Annotated in this window: 19 protein-coding genes; 10 read left to right on the top strand and 9 right to left on the bottom strand. The window is 70.5% G+C overall.

Annotated features, from left to right (window positions below; translation table 11 throughout):
• Positions 1-53: 53 nt before the first annotated feature.
• Positions 54-1,601 (top strand): MFS transporter, encoded by a 1,548-nt coding sequence (locus AB5J53_RS21320; RefSeq protein WP_369247259.1) that lies wholly within the window; start codon positions 54-56, stop codon positions 1,599-1,601.
• Between the two features lie 153 nt (positions 1,602-1,754).
• Here the strand turns inward: AB5J53_RS21320 and AB5J53_RS21315 are convergent, their stop codons facing one another.
• Positions 1,755-2,258, bottom strand: coding sequence for a MarR family winged helix-turn-helix transcriptional regulator (locus tag AB5J53_RS21315; RefSeq protein ID WP_369247258.1), 504 nt, complete (start codon positions 2,256-2,258; stop codon positions 1,755-1,757).
• A gap of 119 nt (positions 2,259-2,377) precedes the next feature.
• On the opposite strand from AB5J53_RS21315, the gene AB5J53_RS21310 reads away from it, so the two are divergent.
• Positions 2,378-3,184, top strand: coding sequence for a dioxygenase (locus AB5J53_RS21310; protein ID WP_369247257.1), 807 nt, complete (start codon positions 2,378-2,380; stop codon positions 3,182-3,184).
• A 63-nt stretch (positions 3,185-3,247) separates the two neighbouring features.
• Here the strand turns inward: AB5J53_RS21310 and AB5J53_RS21305 are convergent, their stop codons facing one another.
• A complete protein-coding gene (locus AB5J53_RS21305) occupies positions 3,248-3,775 on the bottom strand; it encodes an N-acetyltransferase family protein (RefSeq protein WP_369247256.1) in 528 nt (175 codons plus the stop codon).
• A 168-nt stretch (positions 3,776-3,943) separates the two neighbouring features.
• Here AB5J53_RS21305 and AB5J53_RS21300 point away from each other — a divergent pair, with 168 nt between their 5' ends.
• Together AB5J53_RS21300 and AB5J53_RS21295 are read left to right on the top strand one after the other, a co-directional pair.
• Positions 3,944-4,942: an RNA polymerase sigma factor RpoD/SigA gene (locus tag AB5J53_RS21300; RefSeq protein ID WP_369247255.1), complete on the top strand. Its 999-nt coding sequence runs from the start codon at positions 3,944-3,946 to the stop codon at positions 4,940-4,942.
• Between the two features lie 666 nt (positions 4,943-5,608).
• A complete protein-coding gene (locus tag AB5J53_RS21295) occupies positions 5,609-6,235 on the top strand; it encodes a TetR family transcriptional regulator (protein WP_369247254.1) in 627 nt (208 codons plus the stop codon).
• A 159-nt stretch (positions 6,236-6,394) separates the two neighbouring features.
• Here the strand turns inward: AB5J53_RS21295 and AB5J53_RS21290 are convergent, their stop codons facing one another.
• The gene (locus AB5J53_RS21290) at positions 6,395-7,390 is read right to left on the bottom strand and encodes a helix-turn-helix transcriptional regulator (RefSeq protein WP_369247253.1); all 996 of its coding nucleotides are present in this window, start codon (positions 7,388-7,390) and stop codon (positions 6,395-6,397) included.
• A gap of 62 nt (positions 7,391-7,452) precedes the next feature.
• Here AB5J53_RS21290 and AB5J53_RS21285 point away from each other — a divergent pair, with 62 nt between their 5' ends.
• From AB5J53_RS21285 to AB5J53_RS21265, 5 genes are all read left to right on the top strand, one after another.
• Positions 7,453-8,964, top strand: a complete 1,512-nt coding sequence (locus AB5J53_RS21285) for an MFS transporter (protein WP_369247252.1) — start codon at positions 7,453-7,455, stop codon at positions 8,962-8,964.
• A 215-nt stretch (positions 8,965-9,179) separates the two neighbouring features.
• A complete protein-coding gene (locus tag AB5J53_RS21280; RefSeq protein ID WP_369247251.1) occupies positions 9,180-9,941 on the top strand; it encodes a DeoR/GlpR family DNA-binding transcription regulator in 762 nt (253 codons plus the stop codon).
• 73 nt (positions 9,942-10,014) lie between these two features.
• Complete coding sequence (gene pfkB / locus AB5J53_RS21275; protein ID WP_369247250.1) at positions 10,015-10,968, top strand: 1-phosphofructokinase; 954 nt, start codon at positions 10,015-10,017, stop codon at positions 10,966-10,968.
• A 520-nt stretch (positions 10,969-11,488) separates the two neighbouring features.
• Positions 11,489-13,594, top strand: coding sequence for a fructose-specific PTS transporter subunit EIIC (locus AB5J53_RS21270; protein ID WP_369247249.1), 2,106 nt, complete (start codon positions 11,489-11,491; stop codon positions 13,592-13,594).
• Positions 13,595-13,702: 108 nt separating this feature from the next.
• Complete coding sequence (locus AB5J53_RS21265; RefSeq protein WP_369247248.1) at positions 13,703-13,960, top strand: hypothetical protein; 258 nt, start codon at positions 13,703-13,705, stop codon at positions 13,958-13,960.
• 180 nt (positions 13,961-14,140) lie between these two features.
• Here AB5J53_RS21265 and AB5J53_RS21260 read toward each other — a convergent pair whose 3' ends face one another.
• The 4 genes from AB5J53_RS21260 to AB5J53_RS21245 all read right to left on the bottom strand — a co-directional run bounded on the left by AB5J53_RS21260 (position 14,141) and on the right by AB5J53_RS21245 (position 18,937).
• A complete protein-coding gene (locus AB5J53_RS21260) occupies positions 14,141-14,890 on the bottom strand; it encodes a DUF6227 family protein (RefSeq protein ID WP_369247247.1) in 750 nt (249 codons plus the stop codon).
• 157 nt (positions 14,891-15,047) lie between these two features.
• Positions 15,048-16,268 carry an Ig-like domain-containing protein gene (locus AB5J53_RS21255; RefSeq protein ID WP_369247246.1) on the bottom strand — a complete coding sequence of 407 codons (1,221 nt, stop codon included), beginning with the start codon at positions 16,266-16,268 and terminating at the stop codon, positions 15,048-15,050.
• A gap of 196 nt (positions 16,269-16,464) precedes the next feature.
• On the bottom strand, positions 16,465-17,493 hold the full coding sequence (locus AB5J53_RS21250; RefSeq protein ID WP_369247245.1) for a P1 family peptidase: 1,029 nt from the start codon (positions 17,491-17,493) through the stop codon (positions 16,465-16,467).
• Positions 17,494-17,713: 220 nt separating this feature from the next.
• Positions 17,714-18,937 (bottom strand): low temperature requirement protein A, encoded by a 1,224-nt coding sequence (locus AB5J53_RS21245; RefSeq protein WP_369247244.1) that lies wholly within the window; start codon positions 18,935-18,937, stop codon positions 17,714-17,716.
• Between the two features lie 185 nt (positions 18,938-19,122).
• Here AB5J53_RS21245 and AB5J53_RS21240 point away from each other — a divergent pair, with 185 nt between their 5' ends.
• Positions 19,123-19,305 carry a hypothetical protein gene (locus AB5J53_RS21240; RefSeq protein WP_369247243.1) on the top strand — a complete coding sequence of 61 codons (183 nt, stop codon included), beginning with the start codon at positions 19,123-19,125 and terminating at the stop codon, positions 19,303-19,305.
• A 112-nt stretch (positions 19,306-19,417) separates the two neighbouring features.
• Here AB5J53_RS21240 and mscL read toward each other — a convergent pair whose 3' ends face one another.
• The gene (gene mscL / locus AB5J53_RS21235) at positions 19,418-19,888 is read right to left on the bottom strand and encodes a large conductance mechanosensitive channel protein MscL (RefSeq protein ID WP_369247242.1); all 471 of its coding nucleotides are present in this window, start codon (positions 19,886-19,888) and stop codon (positions 19,418-19,420) included.
• A 114-nt stretch (positions 19,889-20,002) separates the two neighbouring features.
• On the bottom strand, positions 20,003-20,530 hold the full coding sequence (locus tag AB5J53_RS21230; RefSeq protein ID WP_369247241.1) for a hypothetical protein: 528 nt from the start codon (positions 20,528-20,530) through the stop codon (positions 20,003-20,005).
• Positions 20,531-20,615: the final 85 nt, after the last annotated feature.

Here is a 20,615-nt window from a genome sequence, read left to right as displayed (position 1 = left end):
CCGTCCCTCTTCCTCATCCTTTTTCGCTACGAAGTACCGAAGTGGGTATCCCCATGTCTGAAACAGCCAAGGCCACCGCGAAGGCGGAACAGGCCGACGCCCATTCCAACCGCTGGAAAGCGCTCACCTTCATCGCGCTCGCCCAGCTGATGGTCGTCCTCGACGCGACCATCGTGAATATCGCGCTGCCCTCCGCCCAGCAGGACCTGGGGATTTCGGACGGCAACCGGCAGTGGGTCATCACGGCCTACGCACTTGCCTTCGGTGGTCTGCTGCTCTTCGGCGGCCGCATAGCCGACCTGTGGGGCCGCAAGCGCACCTTCGTCGCCGGTCTGATCGGTTTCGCCGGCGCGTCCGCCCTCGGTGGCGCGGCCACGAACGAGGCGATGATGCTCGGCGCCCGCGCCCTGCAGGGTGCGTTCGGCGCGCTGCTCGCGCCCGCCGCGCTCTCACTGCTCGCCGTGATGTTCACGGAGGCCAAGGAGCGCGCCAAGGCGTTCGGCATCTACGGCGCGATCGCCGGTGGTGGCGGTGCCGTGGGCTTCATCCTCGGCGGTGTCCTCACCGAGTACCTCAACTGGCGCTGGACGTTCTTCGTCAACATCCCGTTCGCGATCATCGCGGCCGCGGGCGCGTACTTCGTCATCCGTGAGCCGGCCGGCGGCCGCAACCGTTCGCCGCTCGACATCCCGGGTGTCGTCCTGTCCACCCTCGGTCTGGTCTCGCTCGTCTACGGCTTCACCCGCGCCGAGTCCAACGGCTGGGGCGACTCCGTGACGGTCGGCCTGTTCATCGCCTCGGCCGTCCTGCTCGCGGCGTTCATCTTCACCGAGTCCAAGGTCAAGGCCCCGCTGCTGCCGCTGCGCGTCATCACCGAGCGCAACCGCGGAGGCGTCTACCTCTCCCTCGGCCTCGCGATCATCGCGATGTTCGGCCTGTTCCTCTTCCTGACCTACTACCTGCAGATCGTGAAGGGCTACTCGCCGGTCAAGACCGGCTTCGCCTTCCTGCCGATGATCGGCGGCATGATGGTGGGCTCCACGCAGATCGGCACCCGCCTGATGACCCGGGTCGCGCCGCGCCTGCTGATGGGCCCGGGCTTCCTGGTCGCCGCGCTCGGCATGCTGCTCCTGACCCAGCTGGAGATCGGCTCCTCGTACGCCAGCACGATCCTGCCGTCGATGGTGCTGCTCGGCCTCGGCATGGGTACGGCGTTCATGCCCGCCATGTCCCTGGCCACGCTGGGCGTCGAACCCCGTGACGCCGGTGTCGCCTCCGCGATGGTCAACACCTCGCAGCAGGTGGGCGGTGCGATCGGTACGGCCCTGCTGAACACGATCGCCGCCTCGGCGACGACCTCGTACATCAAGGACCACATCGCGGGCGCCGGCTCCAAGTCCCAGCAGCAGCTGGTCCAGCTGGAGGGCCAGGTGCACGGTTACACCAACGCGATCTGGTTCGCCGTCGGCATCCTCGTCGTCGCCGCGACGATCGCCGTGACCTTCATCAACACCGGCCGCCCGGACGTCACTTCGGCCTCCGACGCGGGTGCGGGCGACGGCATCGAGGACGAGGTGAAGGTGCCGGTGATCGCCCACTGATCACCCGTACCGCCGACACTTCGGGCACTTCGCGTACGGACGCGGGGTGGGGACGCCTCGTCCGTACGAATCCCAGGGTCCGCCCCGGCTCCGAACGGAGCCGGGGCGGACCCGTGTCCGGACTCCGCTGCGCCGGAGCTCGCCACGAGAGCGCTAGCGCAGCCAGGGCAGGTCCGCGCCGGCGTCCTTCGGCTGGAGCCCCTCGGCGATGACGCGCATGGCCTCGCCGAAAGCCTTCTGCTGGTCCGCGGTGAGCCGGTCGAACAGGGCCTGTCGTACGGCGGCCACATGGCCCGGCGCGGTGCGGCTCAGCACCTCGAAGCCGTCGTTGGTGAGGACCGCGAACTGTCCCCGCTTGTCGGAGGGACAGTCCTCGCGCCGCACCCAGCCGTTCTTCTCCAGCCGCGCGATCGCGTGGGACAGCCGGGAGCGGGTGATCTTCGCGTTCATGGCCAGCTCGGTCATCCGCAGTCGTCGGCGCGGTGCTTCGGCGAGCTGGACGAGCAGGCCGTAGTAGATGTGCGGCATGCCCGCGTCACGCTGGAGCTGGCGATCGAGATGGTCCTCAAGGAGGGTGGTGGCGTGCATATACGCACGCCAGATGCGCTGTTCCTCGTCGGTGAGCCAGCGCGGCTCTTCAGCGGGTGCCGTGTTCATGTACTCCACTGTACGAGCCCCTTCTTGAATGTTAAACAAAAGCGCGCTAAGCTCCGGCTTAGAGCTTTAAAGTTCAAGTATAAGCGCCATACGATTTGAACCCTCCGGAGGGAGCCGCCATGTCCGCCGCCATCGAGGAGCGTGCCTCGCGGGAGCGCATGCCCGCCCTCTACCTGAGCCATGGTGCCCCGCCGCTCGCCGACGACCCGATCTGGCCCGGCCAGCTCGCCGCCTGGTCCGCGGACCTGCCGCGCCCCCGGGCGATCCTCATGGTCTCCGCCCACTGGGAAGAGGCCCCCCTCGCCCTCGGCGCGGTGCAGACCGTGCCGCTCGTGTACGACTTCTGGGGCTTCCCCGAGCACTACTACCAGGTGAGGTACGCGGCTCCCGGCGCCCCCGAACTCGCCGACTCCGTGCGGAAGTTGCTGCGCGCGCCCGGTACGCCGGTGCAGGACATCCCGGACCGCGGTCTCGACCACGGCGCGTACGTCCCGCTGGTGGAGATGTTCCCCGAGGCCGACATCCCGGTCCTGCAGATCTCCATGCCGACCCTCGACCCCGTCCGCCTCTTCGAGATCGGCCGCAAGCTGGCGCCGCTGCGCGACGAGGGCGTGCTGATCGTCGGCTCCGGCTTCTTCACCCACAACCTCGCGGCCCTGCGGCACGCCGGCGGGGGAGTGCCGTCCTGGTCGAGCGAGTTCGACGACTGGGGCCACCGCGCCCTGGACGCCGGCGACGTGGACGCGCTGCTCGACTTCGAGCACAAGTCCCCGGCGGGCCGTCTCGCCCACCCGCGCACCGAGCACTTCGCCCCCCTCTTCGTGACCATGGGCGCGGCGGACGCGGCCGGTGAACCGGGCGGGCAGAAGTCGGTGATCGACGGCTTCTGGATGGGGATGGCGAAGCGGTCGGTGCAGTTCGGCTGACCCGCACCTGACCGTGGCTGCGAGAGGCTCCTGACCGGGGCTACGAGAGGCATCCGACCGGGGCTACGAGAGCTCTTTCTCGTACCAGGCCACATCCCAGTAGCGGTCGAACTTGCGGCCCACCTCGCGGTACGTGCCGACGTGCCGGAACCCGAAGCGTTCGTGCAGCCGCACGGACGCTTCGTTCTTCTCGGGCTGGGCGATGCCGGCGTAGGCGCGGTGCAGGTCCTCCTCGGCGAGGGCTTCGAAGAGGGCCTCGTAGAGGCGGGTGCCGACGCCGCGGCCACCGGCGCCCGGGGCGAGGTAGATGGTGACCTCCACGGAGGTGTCGTACGCGGGCTTCACGCGAAAGGCGCTGGATGTGGCGTACCCAAGAATCGCCTGTGAGATTTCGTCCGTGGCAACCATCAGGCGGTGCGGTCCGTCTTCAGGGTGGGAGAGCAGCCACGAGCGACGCTCTTCCGACGTGAAGACCGCGGTGTCGAACGTGATGGGCGTCTCACGTACGTAGTGGTTGTAGATGTCCGTGAGGGCGTCGAGATCGCTCTCGATTCCTGGCCTGACCTGCACATCTGTACGTTCCGACGGCATCCGTCCTCCTCTGTGGCCGGACAGGGTACTGCATGATCAGAAAAATCGAGGGGCGGCTTGGGAATTCTGTCCGGATTCCAGTCGTTGTTTCCTTCGGATGCCGGGCACCCGGGAGGGTGAGCCCCAAGTCCAGGACCACCCGCAAGCCACCATCGCAAGGGAGCACGCATGGCAACCCGTGCCGTCGCCCGTCGTCAGTCCGCCAGCGGCGAGACCAGCGACGCGGCACGCAGTGTTCGCGTCGTAGGCGGCGAGATCGCCGACCGCGACCTGGTCGGCATGTACCTCGACGAGATCGCGCGTACGCCACTGCTCGACGCCGCCAAGGAAGTCGAGCTGTCCCAGATCATCGAGGCGGGTGTGTTCGCGCGGCAGATCCTCGACGGTGAGGAAGAGGCCAGGGCGGACGCGTCCCGCGAGGAGCTCGAGGCGCTGGTCGTCGAGGGCGAGCGAGCGAAGGACGTCTTCATCCGCTCGAACCTCCGACTGGTCGTCGCCGTCGCCCGACGCTATCCGCGCAGCGGCCTGCCCCTGCTCGACCTGATCCAGGAGGGCAACGCGGGTCTGGTCCGCGCGGTCGAGAAGTTCGACTACCGCAAGGGCTTCAAGTTCTCGACGTACGCGACGTGGTGGATCCGCCAGGCCATCACCCGCTCCATCGCCGACCAGTCGCGCACGATCCGCCTCCCCGTCCACCTGGTCGAGGAGCTGGGCCGGATCCGGCGCGTGCAGCGCGAGTTCAACCGTGAGCACGGGCGCGACCCGGAGCACGCGGACATCGCCGCCGAGCTCGGTTCGACGCCGGAGCGCGTGGGTGACGTCCTGGACTGGGCCCGCGACCCGGTCTCGCTGAACATGGCGGTGGACGACCAGGGCGAGACCCAGTTCGGCGACCTGCTGGAGGACACCTCCGCGGAATCGCCCGAGCAGTCCGTCATGACGCTGCTGCGCAGCGAGGAGCTGGACGACCTGATCGGCCGCCTCGACCAGCGCACGGCCTCCATCATCAAGATGCGGTACGGCATCGAGGACGGCCGCGAGCGCACGCTCACGGAGGTCGGCAAGGAGCACGGTCTCACCCGCGAGCGGATCCGCCAGATCGAGAAGCACGCGCTGCTCGAGCTGAAGAAGCTGGCCCGTGACACGGGGTTCGACGCGGCGGCGTAAGGCTCGTACGGGCCCGCCTCGCGCGGACCGTACGGACCCGCCGGCCACGTTGGCCACAAGTCGACCAGACATGGCCATGTAAAGCCGCTTCAACCTGCTGGGCTCTGGGCACAAGACTTCAGGGCCCCGGGTTCAGGGTTCCATCCGGGGCGTACCCACTCGCCCCGCCCAGAACCGAGTCCCGACGCACTCCCCCCCCCGCGCCGGGACTCTTCACGAGTCGAGCTTCGGCGCCTTCCCCCCCTGGCGCCGGGGCTCGGCTCTATTTTGCGTTCCGGGGGCTTGGGGGGTGAGGTTTGTGCGCTTCGTTGCTTCGTTGCTTCAGGGGTGAGGGGTTGTTCGCGGGCAGGTCGCGGCCCTGTTTCCGGGCAGGTCGTGGCCGGGCCACCCCGAACCTGAACCCCGGGGTGACCCGGATGGCAGATTCTGCCACAGGGGCATAATCTGCCGACCGTGACCGGTACCGAACGCGTGGTGCGCACCTCCACCGGCCGAGCGGCTTCTGACTCTGGCTCTGGCTCTGCTTCTGCCTCTGCGTCCGCCTCTGCCTCCTCCGGCAGACCGGCCCCGGCTTCAGCCTCTGCCTCGGCTTCTGCCCCTGCCTCTGCCGGCCGTGCGGCCGTTGCCGGTCCCTCGCTGACCGAGCGGCGCAAGGCGGCCACCCGGATGGAGATCGCCCGGGCCGCGGCGGGGCTCTTCATGCGCGATGGTCTGCGGGCCACCCGTGCCGAGGACATCGCCCGAGCGGCCGGGGTCGCGCCCCGCACCTTCTACCGGTACTTCGGGAGCAAGGAGGAGTCCCTCGGCCCCCTCTTCGCCGCCGGTGCCCAGAAATGGGTCGAGGCGGTCCGTGACGCCCCGGCCCAGCTGCCGGTGCCCGAGGCCCTCCACCATGCCGTCGTCTCCACCTTGACCCCGGGCGTCGGTGTCCGTCCCGAGTCCCTGGAATGGGTCCGCTCGCTCCTCCGCCTGGCCGAGGGGAATCCTGCGCTGCTGCGGGTGTGGGGTGAGGCGTGCCAGACGGCGGAGCGGATGTTGGCGGGGGCGCTGGCGGCGAGGAGTGCCGGCGATACCGGCGATACCGGGGGTGCCGGGGAGTCGGCCGACGGGTGGCCGGTGGTCGGGGCTTCCCTCGAACTCCGCCTCAGCGCCGCTGTGGCCGGCGCGGCCGTGCGTGTGGCGGTGGAGGCGTGGGCGGCCGGCGAGGACGCGGCCGACGGGCCCGACGGTCCCGTCGCCCTCGCGGTGCGCAATCTCGGGGCCCTTCGTGACTTTCCCTGGGGTGCCGGATGATCAACGCGGGTTCTCGCCCCCTCCGCCCCTACCCGTCCCGTACCTGGGGGCTGTGCCCCCAGACCCCCCGGGTCGTTTTTCGGCTGCGGGTGGGTGGGGGCTTGTCGCGCAGTTCCCCGCGCCCCTAAAAGCAGTTCCCCGCGCCGCGGCCCGTGTACGTCACGGCGCGGCGAGGCCCGGTTCCTGGTCCGGGTCGCCCGCCGCTCGTGTCAGGCGGCCGCCCAACTCACGTAGATATCCCACCAGTTCCGGTGGCTCCCGGACCTCGAACTCGCAGTCGACCATCGCTATCCGCACTGCCAGCCACTCGACGGAGTCGCCCGCGGAGGACCGCAGCCGGCAGCTGTGGTCGTCGATCGGCTCGGGCGCGCCGAGCCAGGCGGGCAGGCGCGCCGCGACGAACTCGGCGGGCGCGGCGAAGGTGACCTCGAACTCGTACGTCTGCTGACGTCGGAACATCGACTGCCGCAGATACTCCGCCGCGCTGCCCGTGGGCAGTTCGCGCGGCGTGAACCGTGCCCCTGTCGGGAAGGGCTCGGCGACCCGGTCGACGCGGAAGGTACGCCAGTCCTCGCGATCGAGGTCGTAGGCGACGAGGTACCAGCGACGGCCGGTGGAGACGAGCCGGTACGGCTCGGTCAGCCGTCGCGACGGCGTCCCGTCCCCGGAGCGGTACGCGAACCGCAGCCGCTCCCGCCCGGCGACGCACGACGCCATCACGGTCAGCGTCTCGGGCGCGATACTCGCCCCGTCTCCGCTGGTCAGCGGCGTGGTCGCGGCTTGGAGTGTGGCGACGCGGTGCCGCAGGCGGGACGGCAGCACCTGTTCCAGCTTGGCCAGCGCCCGCACCGATGCCTCGTCCACGCCCTCGACGGCGTGCCCGGCGCCGGCCCGCAGGCCCACCGCGATCGCCACGGCCTCCTCGTCGTCGAGCACCAGCGGCGGCATCGCCTTCCCCGCCACCAGCCGGTACCCGCCGTCGGCGCCCTTGGTCGCCTGCACCGGATAGCCCAGCTCACGTAGCCGGTCGATGTCCCGCCGGACGGTGCGACGGGAGACCCCGAGCCGCTCGGAGAGCTCACCGCCGGGCCATTCGCGGGGCGTCTGGAGGAGGGACAGGAGCTGGAGAAGCCGGGCCGGCGTATCCGTTGTCATGAGTTCGAGGATGCCGCACAACTAGGACATGATCTGACCTAATAAGGCCGTAGCTTTGAGACATGACCTCCACCGAGACCACTCTCAACAGCCCGGCCGACGTGGCCGACCGACGGCGTTGGTTCGCCCTCGCCATCGTGATGACCGCGGCCTTCATGGACCTGGTCGACGTCACGATCGTCAACATCGCCATCCCGTCGATCCAGAAGGACGCCGGCGCCTCGTTCAGCCAGATCCAGTGGATCACTGCGGGCTATGCGCTGGCCTTCGCCGCCGGGCTGATCACCGGTGGGCGGCTCGGCGACATCCACGGCCGCAAGCGGCTCTTCCTCCTCGGCATAGGCGGTTTCACGATCGCCTCGGCCCTGTGCGGCTTCGCCGCGAACCCGGAGATGCTCGTCGCCTCGCGCATCCTGCAGGGCGGGATGGCCGCGATGATGGTGCCGCAGGTGCTGTCGATCGTGCACGCCACCTTCCCGGCGCACGAGCGCGGCAAGGTGTTCGGGCTGTTCGGAGCGATCGTCGGGCTGGGAGCCGTGTCCGGTCCTCTCCTCGGCGCACTGCTCACCGAGTGGAACCTCTTCGGTCTGGAATGGCGGCCGATCTTCCTCATCAACCTGCCGGTGGGCGTGGCCGCGTTGATCCTGGGCAGCCGGTTCATCAGCGAGTCCAAGGCGCCGAAGGCGCTGAAGCTCGACCTCGTCGGCGTCGCTCTCGTCACCCTCGGTCTGCTGATGCTGCTCTACCCGCTGACCCGCGGTCGTGAGCTGGGCTGGCCGCTGTGGGGGTACGTGTCGATGGTCGGCGCCCTCGTCGTCTTCGCGGCGCTGGTGGCGTACGAGAAGCGCAAGACGCGGATCGACGGTTCCCCTCTCGTCGAGCTCTCCCTGTTCAAGGTGAAGAGCTTCGCGGCGGGTATCGCCGTACAGACCGTCTTCGGCGTCGCGCTCGGCATCTTCTTCCTGGTCTGGACGCTGTACCTGCAGATCGGTCTCGGCTGGAGCCTGCTGCGGGCGGGCCTGACCGGAGTGCCGTTCTCGATCGCCGTGTCGGCGGCCGCCGGCATGTCGGTGCAGCTGCTGGTGCCGCGCTTCGGACGCAAGGTGCTGCAGGCGGGCGCGCTGATCATGGCCCTCGGAGTGCTGCTCTACATCTGGGAGTCCGACCGGTACGGGATGTCCATCGCCTCCTGGCAGATGGCGCTTCCGCTGGTGGTCATGGGCACGGGCATGGGCTTCATCGTGGCCCCGCTGACGGACGCGGTGCTGTCGGAGGTCCCGCGCGAGCACTCCGGTTCGGCGTCCGGGCTCATCAACACCGTGCAGCAGATGGGCAACGCGCTGGGACTCGGGCTGGTGTCGGTCCTCTTCTTCGGCGAGATCGGCGACCGGCTGACCCCGGCGCAGGTGGGCCCCGCCTTCGTGCACGCCTTCCAGTACGCGCTGGGCTGGGTCGCGGTGGTGATGGCGGTCATCTTCCTGCTGATGTTCGCGCTGCCGCGTCGATCCTCTGCGGAGAGCGTGGAGGCGGTCGACGTCCCGGAGGGAGAGAAGGAGCCGATGCTCGTCTCCTGACCTCTGCCCGGACTTCGGCCGGACTGCCCGGCGGGTTGCGCTCGTGCGCAAACCGCCGGGCAGCGCTGTTTCGGATGAGCGCCATTGTGGCAGGAGGGACGTGCCCGAAGCCCGTTTGTGCCCACATCGCGCCCGAGCCTGTTTACTTTCCGGAAATCCGGGCGTAGCCTCCGATTGAAACCACAGGTTCGGGCATCAAGCGGAGGCGAACGGACATGTACGCACCGGAGCGGCAGCAGGAGATTCTCCGGCTCGCCCGTGACGGCGGCCGGGTGGACGTGCTGTCCCTGGCGGAGGAGTTCCAGGTCACCGCGGAGACCATCCGCCGGGACCTGAAGACCCTGGACCGCGCGGGTCTCGTACGCCGTGTGCACGGTGGCGCGATACCGGCCGGGCGCCTGGACTTCGAGCCCGACCTCGCCGAGCGCGAGTCCACCGCGGCCGACCAGAAGGACCGCATCGCCGAGGCCGCGGTCGCCGAGCTGCCGACCGACGGCACGGTGATCCTGGACGCGGGCTCGACGATCGCCCGCCTCGCCGGGGCGCTGCCCCTGGAGGCGACGCTCACCGTGGTCACCCACAGCCTGCCGATCGCGGCCCGTCTCGCGGACCACCCCGGCATCCAGCTCCATCTCGTCGGGGGGCGCGTACGGCACCGTACGCGCGCCGCCGTGGACGCCTGGGCGCTGCGTGCGTACGGCGAGATCCGTGCCGATGTGCTGTTCATCGCAGCCAACGGCTTCTCCGCCGACTACGGACTGACCACCCCCGACCTCGCCGAGGCAGCCGTCAAGCGCGCGACCATGCGTGCCGCGCGCCGCGTGGTGCTGCTCGCCGACTCCTCCAAGAGCGGCCAGGAGCACTTCGCCCGCTTCGGCGACCTGAGCGATGTGGACCTGCTGATCACCGACCGGGGGCTGAGCCCCGAAGACGCCGCCACCATCGAGCGCGGTGGCACCGAAGTGCTGTGTGTGTAGAGCGGCAAGCGGCGCGAAAGTACCGCGTTGTCCAAGCGGCACGAAAGTGCCGTGTGTTGAGAAACGAGTGCGCATGATCCTCACCGTCACCCCCAACCCGTCCCTCGACCGTACGTACGAGGTCCCGTCGCTCGACCGCGGCGAGGTCATCCGGGCCACCGGCGAACGCATGGACCCGGGCGGCAAGGGCGTGAACGTCTCGCGCGCGGTCGCGGCCGCCGGACAGCGCACGGTCGCCGTACTGCCCCTGGGCGGTGCGCCCGGCGCACTCGTCGCCGACCTGCTCGACGCACAAGGCATCGAGGTCGCGCCGGTCCCGGTCGCCGGAGCCACCCGCTCGAACATCTCGGTCGCCGAACCCGACGGCACCCTGACGAAGATCAACGCCCCCGGCCCCGAACTCTCCGCCACCGAGGCCGAACTCCTCCTGGAGACCGTCCGGCAGCAGTACCGCGCCGGCGACACCGACTGGATCACCTGCTGCGGCAGCCTGCCGCGCGGGCTCGCCCCGTCCTGGTACGCCGACCTCGTCGCCCGCGCGCACGCGGCGGGCGCCCGGATCGCGCTGGACACCTCGGGCCCGGCGCTGCTCGCGGCGCTGCGCGAGCGGCCCGACGTGGTGAAGCCCAACGCCGAGGAGCTCGCGGAAGCCGTCGGGCGCCCCCTCGCGACGGTGGGCGACGCGGTGAAGGCGGCCGAGGAGTTGCGCGAGCTGGGCGCGCGCGCCGTGCTCGCGAGCCTCGGCGCCGACGGGCAGTTGCTCGTGGACGCGACGGGTGCGTGGTTCGGCAGCGCGCGCGTCGATGTCGTACGCAGCAACGTGGGCGCCGGCGACTCCTCGCTCGCCGGCTTCCTGATCGCCGGCGGCAACGGCCCCGAGGCCCTCGCCTCCGCCGTCGCCCACGGCGCCGCGGCCGTCCAACTCCCCGGCAGCGTGATGCCGGGCCCGGCCGACCTCGACCCCTCCGCCGTGACCGTCACGTCGGAGGTCCCGGTGGACCTCGTACTCACGGAGCCCGTGTCATGAACACCGGATCGCTTATCTCCGGCGCGCGCGGATCGCTTCCCGACGGCGAGTGCGGCCGGCTGCGCCACGGCCGGCACGGCTCACCTCGCTGCCGCGCGTGCGGCTCACTTCGCTACGGCGTGCACGGATCTCTTCGTCACGGTCTGCGCGGGTCGCTTCCTCACGGCCTGCGCGCCCCTCACGGCGTGCACGGATCGCTTGCTGGCGGCGTGCGCGCCATGCACGCCGGATCGCGTACGGGTCTGGTGAGCCCGGCGGCACGCCCGTCCCGTACGCCCCCTGAACAGGCCCTGAAGCGGCGGGGTCTCCCCTTCCCCGCCGCAGCCATACGGAGGTGGGATCCCCCCGGTCCCGCCGCCGAGGAGAGGCGGGGTTTCCCCGGCCCCGCCTCTTCCACTCACCGCACCACTCCTCTCACCCCTCTCTCCCCTGTCACCTCTGTCCCCGCTGAGCGCAACACCCCCGTCCCCACCCCCGCCCACACCACCCCCCGGGCGATACGCGTGCGAAGGAGCCCGCGATGAGCGAGATGATCACCGCGGACCTGGTCGACCTCGACCTGTCCGCCGATACGAAGGAAGCGGCGGCGCGCGCCCTCGCCGAGCGCATGGTCGCCCAGGGTCGGGTCACCGACCTCGACGGCTTCCTCGCCGACGTGGCCGCCCGCGAGGCGCAGATGCCGACCGGCCTGGACGGCGGCATCGGTATCCCGCACTGCCGGAGCGAACACGTCACCGAGCCGACGCTCGCCTTCGGACGCAGTGCGGCCGGGATCGACTTCGGCGCGCCGGACGGGCCCGCCGACCTGATCTTCCTGATCGCCGCCCCGGCCGGCGCGGACGACGCCCACCTCACGATCCTGTCGTCCCTCGCCCGTCAGCTGATGAACGCCGAGTTCACCTCCGCGCTGCGGGCCGTGGACGACGCGGCGGCCGCGGCAGCGCTCATCCGCGGGGAGGAGCCCCCGGCGGCCGAGACCCCGGCCGCCTCCCAGGACTCCGCGACGGTGTCGAATGCGGCGGCCTCCGCCGGCACCGTCACGGACGGCAAGGCCCCGGTGCCGGGCGCGACCGTCGATGACGGAATCGCCCCGGTGCCGGGTGCCACCGACGCGGAGGGCGCGCAGCCGTTCCGTATCGTCGCCGTCACCTCCTGCCCCACCGGTATCGCGCACACCTACATGGCGGCCGAGTCGCTGGAGAACGCGGGCCGCGAGGCGGGCGTCGAGGTCGCCGTCGAGACGCAGGGCTCGGCCGGTTTCACCCGGCTCGACCCGGCGGTCATCGCCGCCGCGGACGGCGTGATCTTCGCGCACGACGTGCCCGTACGGGACAAGGACCGCTTCGCCGGCAAGCCGACGGTCGACGTCGGTGTGAAGGCGGGCATCAACAAGCCCGCCGAACTGATCTCCGAAGTGCGGGGCAAGGCCGCACGCGGCGAGGTGACCGCGGGCTCCGCCCCCGGCACACCCGTGGAGCGCGCCGGTGAGTCCGGCGAGGGCTACGGCACCAAGCTCCGCAAGTGGCTGATGTCCGGCGTGAGTTACATGGTCCCGTTCGTCGCGGCGGGCGGTCTGCTGATCGCCCTCGGCTTCGCGATCGGCGGCTACAAGATCAACAAGGCGCCGTCGGTCATGGACCACTTCCTGTGGACCCAGGCGGACAGCTGGGGCGCGCTGTTCTTCCAGATCGGCGTCGTCTCCTTCGGCTTCCTCGTCCCGGTCCTGGCCGGCTACATCGCGTACGGCATGGCGGACCGGCCAGGCCTCGTGCCCGGCTTCGTCGGCGGCGCGATCTCCCTCACCATCAACGCGGGCTTCCTCGGTGGTCTGGCCGCCGGTCTCATCGCCGGTGGTGTGGTGATCGGGATCCAGAAGGTCAAGATCCCGGCGGCGTTGCGCGGCATCATGCCGGTGGTGGTGATCCCACTGATCTCCGCCGCGATCGTCGGGTTCCTGATGTTCGTGGTGATCGGCAAGCCCATCGCCTCCGCCCAGAAGGGCATGACCGACTGGCTGAACGGCCTCACCGGCACCAACGCCGTCCTGCTCGGCATGCTGCTCGGCCTGATGATGTGCTTCGACCTCGGCGGCCCGGTCAACAAGGTCGCGTACACCTTCGCCACCGCCGGTATCGCGGTCGCGAGCCCCAGCGACTCGGCCATGAAGATCATGGCCGCGGTGATGGCGGCCGGTATGGTCCCGCCGCTCGCCATGGCGCTGGCGACGACCGTGCGCGGCAAGCTCTTCACCCAGACCGAGCGCGAGAACGGCAAGGCGGCGTGGGTCCTGGGCGCCTCCTTCATCTCGGAGGGCGCGATCCCGTTCGCGGCCGCCGACCCGCTCCGCGTCATCCCCTCCGCCATGGTGGGCGGCGCGGTCACCGGTGCCCTGTCGATGGCCTTCGGCGCCACGCTGCGCGCCCCGCACGGCGGCATCTTCGTGGTCCCGCTGATCGGCAACCCGTTCCTCTACCTGATCGCCATCGCGGCCGGTGTCTGTGTCACCACCGCCTTGGTGGTCGTCCTCAAGGGCATGCGGAAGCAGGCCCCTGTGGGTGCCGCCACGGAGGTCGCGGACGCGGGGATATCGGCCAAGGCCAACTCGAAGGAGCCGGTCGCGGCCTGAACGGCCAACCGCCTGCCCCTTTAGGGCATCTGTGAGGTGTTCACCGCATCTGCGAGATGCATCACGGTCCGGGACCAAAGTCCCGGACCGTGGTGTCTACTGGGGCGCATGCCTGAGCACGTGTCGATGTTCCAGTTGGTGGGCCTGCCTGTCCTCGCCCTGGTGACCGCCATCTGCCTCGTCGGCCTGGGACGCCTCCGGCGTCGGAAGCGCATGGAGGCTGCCGTACGCCACCACCACACGCTCCGGGCCATGCCCGACCAGCGCCGGTCCGGCCCCGTCACGGAGTCCGTGGAACTCACCCCGGAGGAGCACGCCGCCTTCGTGGGCCTGGTACGCCGGTTCAGCGACAGCCGCCGCCCGTAGCGGGCGCTGCCGTGCGGCGCCGGGCGCTGCGTGGGCGACATGCGGGGCGCGGGACTCGCCGCGATGTGTGGGGCTCGCCGCGATGTGTGGGGCGGGCGGCGGTGCGTGGGCTCGCCGCGACGCGTAGGGCGGGCGGCGGTGCGTGGGGCTCGCCGCGATGCGTGGGGGCGGGCGGCGGTGTCAGCCGAGCCGTGCCGCGCGCCGTTCCATCGCGTCCCGCGCCGCGTCCTCTGTCGCGTACACCTCGCACATGTGGCGTCGGTCCGGCGTCGCCGTGTGCTCGACCTCCCACAGGGACATCTCCCGCCCGTCGCGCAGCAGGAACGCGTGCTCGTAGAGCGAGAAGCACAGCCCTGCCTGGCCGGCGCGGCACGGGCGCCCGAAGGCCTGGGTGATCTGATGCGCGGACGCCTCGCGCAGCAGGAGCGACGTGATGTCGGCCCCCGGCCGGTCCGGGTTCTCCGCCCGCCGCAGCAGCCGGCGCGCGTGGTCGGCCGAGTCGTCGGGCACGTACGCGTGACGCGGCTCGGGGATCGGCGACAGCTGCACCAGCACGGGCAGTTCGAAGTCCGGGGCGTCCGGCGGCAGCGGGAGCCGGGCCGTGGCGGCGCGCAGCTCCTCCTCGTCGACGTACACCTCATGCTGCGGTTCGCTGCCCGGCGCCGTGTTGTGCACGAGCTCCCACAGCGTGACCGCCGAGCCGTCGGCGAGCAGCCAGGTGTGCCGGTACGTCTCCCGGTGCAGCCCCGCGCTGTGGTGCGCGGAGTGCAGCGAACTGTCGTGCGCCAGCGCGCAGTCGAGCCGCCTTATCGTCTCGTCGGGCAGCTCGAAGGAGTTCAGGGCGCGACCGAGGAGTCGCGCGAGATGCTCCTCCGGAGACTCGGGCGACTCGGGTGGTTCGTACGCTGCTGTCTCGTACGGAACGCTCAAGGTTTCTCCCGGCGTTGCTGCATGTCACCTTGTGGGTGCATACCGTAGCCCCTCGGTCGGACATCATGTCCGCGAACCGAGAAAACGTACGGACGGAAAACGGGCGGGCCGCGCGGCAAGTTCCCACGCGGCCCGCCCGGGCGTCAAAAAGCCCTCGTCAGACGGCACTTCCGGCGGTCCACGCGCTCCACGACATGTTCCAGCCGTTGAGCCCGTTGTCCGGCGAGACCGTCTTGTCGGGCGAGTTCTTCACCGTCACGACGTCCCCGATGAGGGAATTGTCGTAGAACCACTTGGCGGTCGTGTCCCCCTGCGCGCCCTGCGCATCGGCAAGGCCCACACAGCCGTGGCTGGTTCCCTGTCGACCGAAGGGCGGATTGCCCTTGTTGTACCAGTAGTTGCCGTGGATGAACGTCCCCGACGACGTCAGCCGCATCGCGTGCGGCACGTCCGGGATGTCGTACTCCCCGCCGTAACCGACCGTCGAACCGTTCATCCGCGTCTGGACGAACTTCTCCGAGATCACCATCTGCCCGTTGTACGTGGTGTGCTGCGGGCTGCCCGCCGAGATCGGAACCGTCTTGAGCGTCTTGCCGTCCCGCACCACCGTCATGGTCTGCGTGTTCACATCGACCGTGGAGACCTGGGAGCGCCCGATGGTGAAGGTGACCGTCTTCTTCTGTACGCCGAAGACGCCGTTCGCGCCCTCGACCCCGTCCAGGTCGATCTTCATCGTGACCTTGGATCCGGCCTTCCAGTACTCCTCGGGCCGGAAGTCGAGCCGATCCGCCCCGAACCAGTGCCCCACCACCTGCTGTCCGCTGCTGGAACTGACCGTGATGTGCGACTGCACGGCCTTCTTGTCGCTGATCGCCTTGTCGAAGTTGAAGGACACCGGCATGCCGACGCCGACCGTGGCGCCGTTGTCGGGCGTGTACGTACCGATGAAACTGTTGCTCGAAGAGACCGTCGTGAAGATGGAGTTGGCGGCGGAGGTCCGCCCATTCGCGTCCTTCGCGGTCACCGAGATCTGATACTTCGTCCCCCGCTCCAGCTGCTCCTTCGGCTTCCAGGAGCTGCCGTTCGCGGATATCGCCCCGGGTACGGCCGTCCCGGTCCCGGACACCGTCATCTTCAGGTCGGTCAGCCTGCCGTCGCTGACCTTCACCCCGGTCGCGTTGATGGACGCGCCCGTCGAACCGTCCTTGGCCGAGATGACGATCTTCGCGGTGGACGTCTTGGTCGCGTTCTTGCCGTCCTTGCCGCTCTTGCTGTCGGCGTTGGCGTTGCCGCCGCAGGCGGTGAGGGTGAGGGCGCCGACCATCAGGGCGGCACAGGCCCCCAGTGCGCGCCGCGCTGTCATGTCCGGCGTTGTCACGGGCTGCTCCCAGTTCTCGTGATGTGCGTGATCCGCTCCAGTGCGTGGAGAAAGAGCGAGCCGAAGCGGGATGGGTTCCCCTCGGCCTGCTCCGCACGCCATCACGTGACAGAACCGGGACAATCGCCCTTTCGGGGGGCCTCCCCCCCCCCCCCGACCCCTCTCTCTCTCCCCCCGGCCCCGGCCCCGGCCCCGTCTAGACGTCCCCGTAGAGCTCCCCGTACGACAGCCACATCCCGCCCTGCCCGTCCACCGACTTGGCCGCGCGCACTGCCCGGACGATCGCGCGTGTCACCAGGTCCGCGCCCGCCGCGAGGACCTCGTTGAGCGCGAGGGGGTTGTCTGCGGCGAGTGGTCGGGCGGCCGTGGCCAGTGTGAACACCGTGTCCCCGTCGTTCAGGAGATGCACCGGCCGTACGGCGCGCGCGATCCCGTCGTGCGCCGTACCCGCAAGCTTCTGCGCCTGCGCGCGTGTCAGATCGGCGTCGGTGGCGACAACCGCGAGCGTGGTGTTCAGCGGGGGAGGGGCGTTCCTCGCGGCCGCCTCGGCAAGCCGCTGCCGGGCCGCCTCGTGCACCTCGACCGACGGGAGCGTCGTGCGCCCCCACAGCAACTCCCCGTACAGTGCCCCCGTTTCCGGTTCCATCGCCGAACCCGCCGCGTTGGCCACCACCAGCGCCGCCACCGTGATCCCGGACTCGAGCACGGCGCTCGCCGTCCCGACCCCGCCCTTGAGCCGCCCGACCGCCGCCCCCGTGCCGGCGCCCACGCACCCCTCGGGCACCGGCGCACCCGGCTCGCTCGCGTCGGCCGCCTCGACCGCGGCCCGCCCCGTGGACGCGTCCGGCCTGGCCCGGAAGTCGCCGCCGCGGCCCAGATCGAAGACACAGGCGGCGGGCACGACCGGCACGACATGCGCCGGGTCGGGGCCCACCCGCACCCCGCGCCCCCGCTCCTCCAGCCAGGCCATCACGCCCGACGCGGAGTCCAACCCGTACGCGCTGCCGCCGGTCAGCACGACCGCCTCGACCTTCTGCACGAGGTTGCGCGGATCCAGCGCGTCCGTCTCCTTGGTGCCGGGGCCGCCGCCGCGTACGTCCACGGCGGCGATCGCACCGCCCACAGGGGCGAGCACCACCGTGGTGCCGGTGAGCCAACCGTCCCCCGTGCGCGTCGCGTGCCCCACCCGCAGGCCCGCCACATCTGTCAGAGCGTCAACTGTCATACCGCCAGTGTTCCCCGGCCGCACGGCTCAGTGCAGGCATGGGCTTCGCGGCTCGAGGATGCACGGGCCGCAGGGCTCCGCGGGGGCACATGGGCTCCACGGCCCGGCGGGCACACGGGCCGCACGGCTCAGTGGCCACACAGCTCCGGAGGAGCGCGGCTCTCCCTGCTTGAACGGTCCTCGCCTCTTAAGCGGTCCTCCCTCAAGCGGTCCTCGCCTCTTAAACGGTCCTCGCCCTTTCCCGCACGACCATCCCCGCCGTCAACGCCACCCCGACCGCCACGGCCAGCGCCGAGACGATGCCCGCCGCGAGCACCGCCCAGTCGCCCAGGAACGTGCACAGGATGACCAGCAGCGCGGCGGTCGGCAGGACGATCTGCTGCGCGATGCCCACCTTGAAGTGGCGGGAATGCAGCACCCACACCGTGAGCAGGTACAGCGCCGTCGGCAGCGTCACCGCGGCGGACGCCGCGAGCGTCGAGATGTGCGCCTTGCCGACCGCCTGCTCGACCGCGACCTCCAGGCCCGCACCGATCGCGGCCGCCGACGCGAAGATCAGGTAGTGCCCGTACCCCCACAGGAACGCCTGACTGTTCGACCGCAGATGCCCGTGGATCGGCACCACGAAGTAGATCCACCACGCGGAGAAGACGATCAACAGTCCGCCCGCGGCGATCGGCAGCAGCTCGCCGAGGGCGTCTTGCTCGTCCACGCCCGACTTCACGGCGACCGTGGCCGCGGCGATCGTCTCGCCCAGCACGATGATGGTGAACAGGCCGTACCGCTCGGAGATGTGATGCGGATGCCAGGACGTGGTGAAGTCCTTCTCCGCGTACACCGGGACGCACAGCTCGACGATCGCCATGACCAGGAACACCCAGGGGCGGCCGGACTCCGGCAGGATCAGCAGCCCCAGCCACCCGGCCTGGCACAGCAGTACGCCGCCCGCGTACCGCAGCGCCATGGTTCTCTCGGCCCCCTCGGTGGACCGCGCCACCCGCAGCCACTGCGCGATCATCCCGAACCGCATGATCACGTACCCGAGCCAGACGAGCAGGAAGTCGTGGTTCTCGAACGCCTGCGACACCCCGGCCGCGAGCACCAGGACGCCGGCGATCTGCTCCAGCGTGACGACCCGGTAGAGCGCGTCGTCGTTGTCGTACGCCGAGGCGAACCAGGTGAAGTTCATCCAGGCCCACCAGATCGCGAAGAAGATCATCGCGTAGTTGAGGATGCCCTCGCCCGCGTGTCCCCCGGCGACGGAGTGCACCAGCTGGACACCCGCCTGGGCAATGGCCACGACGAAGCACAGGTCGAAGAAGAGCTCCAGCGGCGACGCGACCCGGTGCGCCTCGTCCCGCTCCCGGGCGGTCAGTCTGCGCAGCGGCCGTCGCGGGGCAGGCCGGGGCGGGGGAGTGGGACCGGATGCGGTACTGGACGTCATACGGCCAAGCACAGCAGAAAACTCCCGGGAACTCCTGCCGTGGCTGTTCACCGGCCGCTCCACGGCCTGCCCCGGCATCCGGGCCGCCTGCCCCGCCGTCCGCCTGCGGTCCCGCGCCCGCCCGGGCGTCGCGGCCCCCGGCCGGGCCGGAGTGGGCCGGCAGCCCCTCGGCGTACTCTGGACGCATGAGTACCGCCCCCGCCCCCGAACCGGGCGATCCGAAGTCGGCGCTGGTCTTCGACGACCCGCTGAGCCAGCAGTCCTCGGACGACACGGACCGTGGGTGGGGCGAGCGGGCCGACAGCGGCGGCGACAGCGCGGCCGACCTGAAGCGCTTCCTCGACGAGAAGCCACCCCACCACATCTGAGCCCGGCCCTTGGGAATCCGCGTCCGAGCCCGGCCAGAGAGGATCTGCGCCCCGCCCGCGAGGTTCCGGGCCCTGCCCGCGAGATTCTCGGCCCAGGCCCGGATCCTCGCCGTCAGTCCTGGCTGTGTCCCGAACCGCGCTGTGCCACCAGGGCGTCGCGGATCTCCTTCAGCACCTCCAGCTCGGTCACCTCGATGACTTCCTGCGTGCCTTCCTTGGCCTTCCGGCGGGCCTCCACCCGTGCCAGGTACTTGGCCATCGGCAGGACCATCAGGAAGTAGACGACGGCCGCGGTGATCACGAAGCTGAGCGTCGAGCCGAGCACCGAGCCCCACATGATGCGGATGCCCGTCGCGTTGTCCCCGCTGCCGGTGCACGGGCTCTTGAGGCAGGAGCTGTAGCTGTCGAGGTTCTTCGTGCCGATCGCACCCACCAGCGGGTTGATGACGCCCTTCACCACCGAGTTGACGATGTTGGTGAAGGCCGCGCCGATGACCACCGCGACGGCCAGATCGACGACGTTGCCACGCATCAAAAAGGCCTTGAAGCCGTCCCAGACACCGGGTTGCTTCTTCTCGCTCACAAAGAGCCCCCTCCGCACAAGTTGTGGAACAAACAGCTCCGCAACCTACGGCAGGGCGTGCCTGACCTGTCCAATTCGACAGCTCGAACGGGAGACTTGACACCGATTCGTCACTCAGCACAGGGTCACCGCCAGCCGCGCGGTGGCGCTCGCGCCGGCCAGCCGCGCCGCCGTCGACCGCGGGACGGAGAGGACGACCAGCGCCCCGGTCTCGGTGGCGCCGACGTCCGGCACCTCGGTCACCCGCGCCCCGGCCGCGACCACCCGGGCCTCGCCGTCGCTGTCCGCCGCGACGACATCGACCCGGTCGCCCGGCCGCAACAGCCGCACCGTGGCACCGTCGGAGATCCGCACCGGCGCCGTCACCGTCTCGACCGCGCGCCGGTCGCGTACGGGAGAGGAGGCGGTGGCGGAGGCGGCAGTCGGATGTCCCCGCGTCCGCTCGGCGGCACGGGGGCCCGCCGCCACGAGGGCCGCCGCCGTGACCGCGAGCCCCGCGGCCACGGCCCGCCTCCTGTGCCGTGCGAGGCGCCGCAGCTGATATCGCCCGCCGCGTACGCGTACGGGAGCGAAGTGCGGCACCTCGCAGGTCGGAGGCGCGTCCGTGCCGGGCGGGCGGACGAGAGGGGAGAGCTGTGCCATGGTGACCACCACCTGCGACGAGAGATCGGCTTGCGATCCCACGATGAGGCCTCGCGGCGAAGCCCGTCGGAGCCCGTGGACCACC

The organism is Streptomyces sp. R41 (assembly GCF_041053055.1).
In the GTDB taxonomy this organism is placed as follows: Bacteria; Actinomycetota; Actinomycetes; order Streptomycetales; family Streptomycetaceae; genus Streptomyces.
Note: the sequence above shows the minus strand (reverse complement) of the source record. Positions and strands in the feature narration are given on the sequence as shown.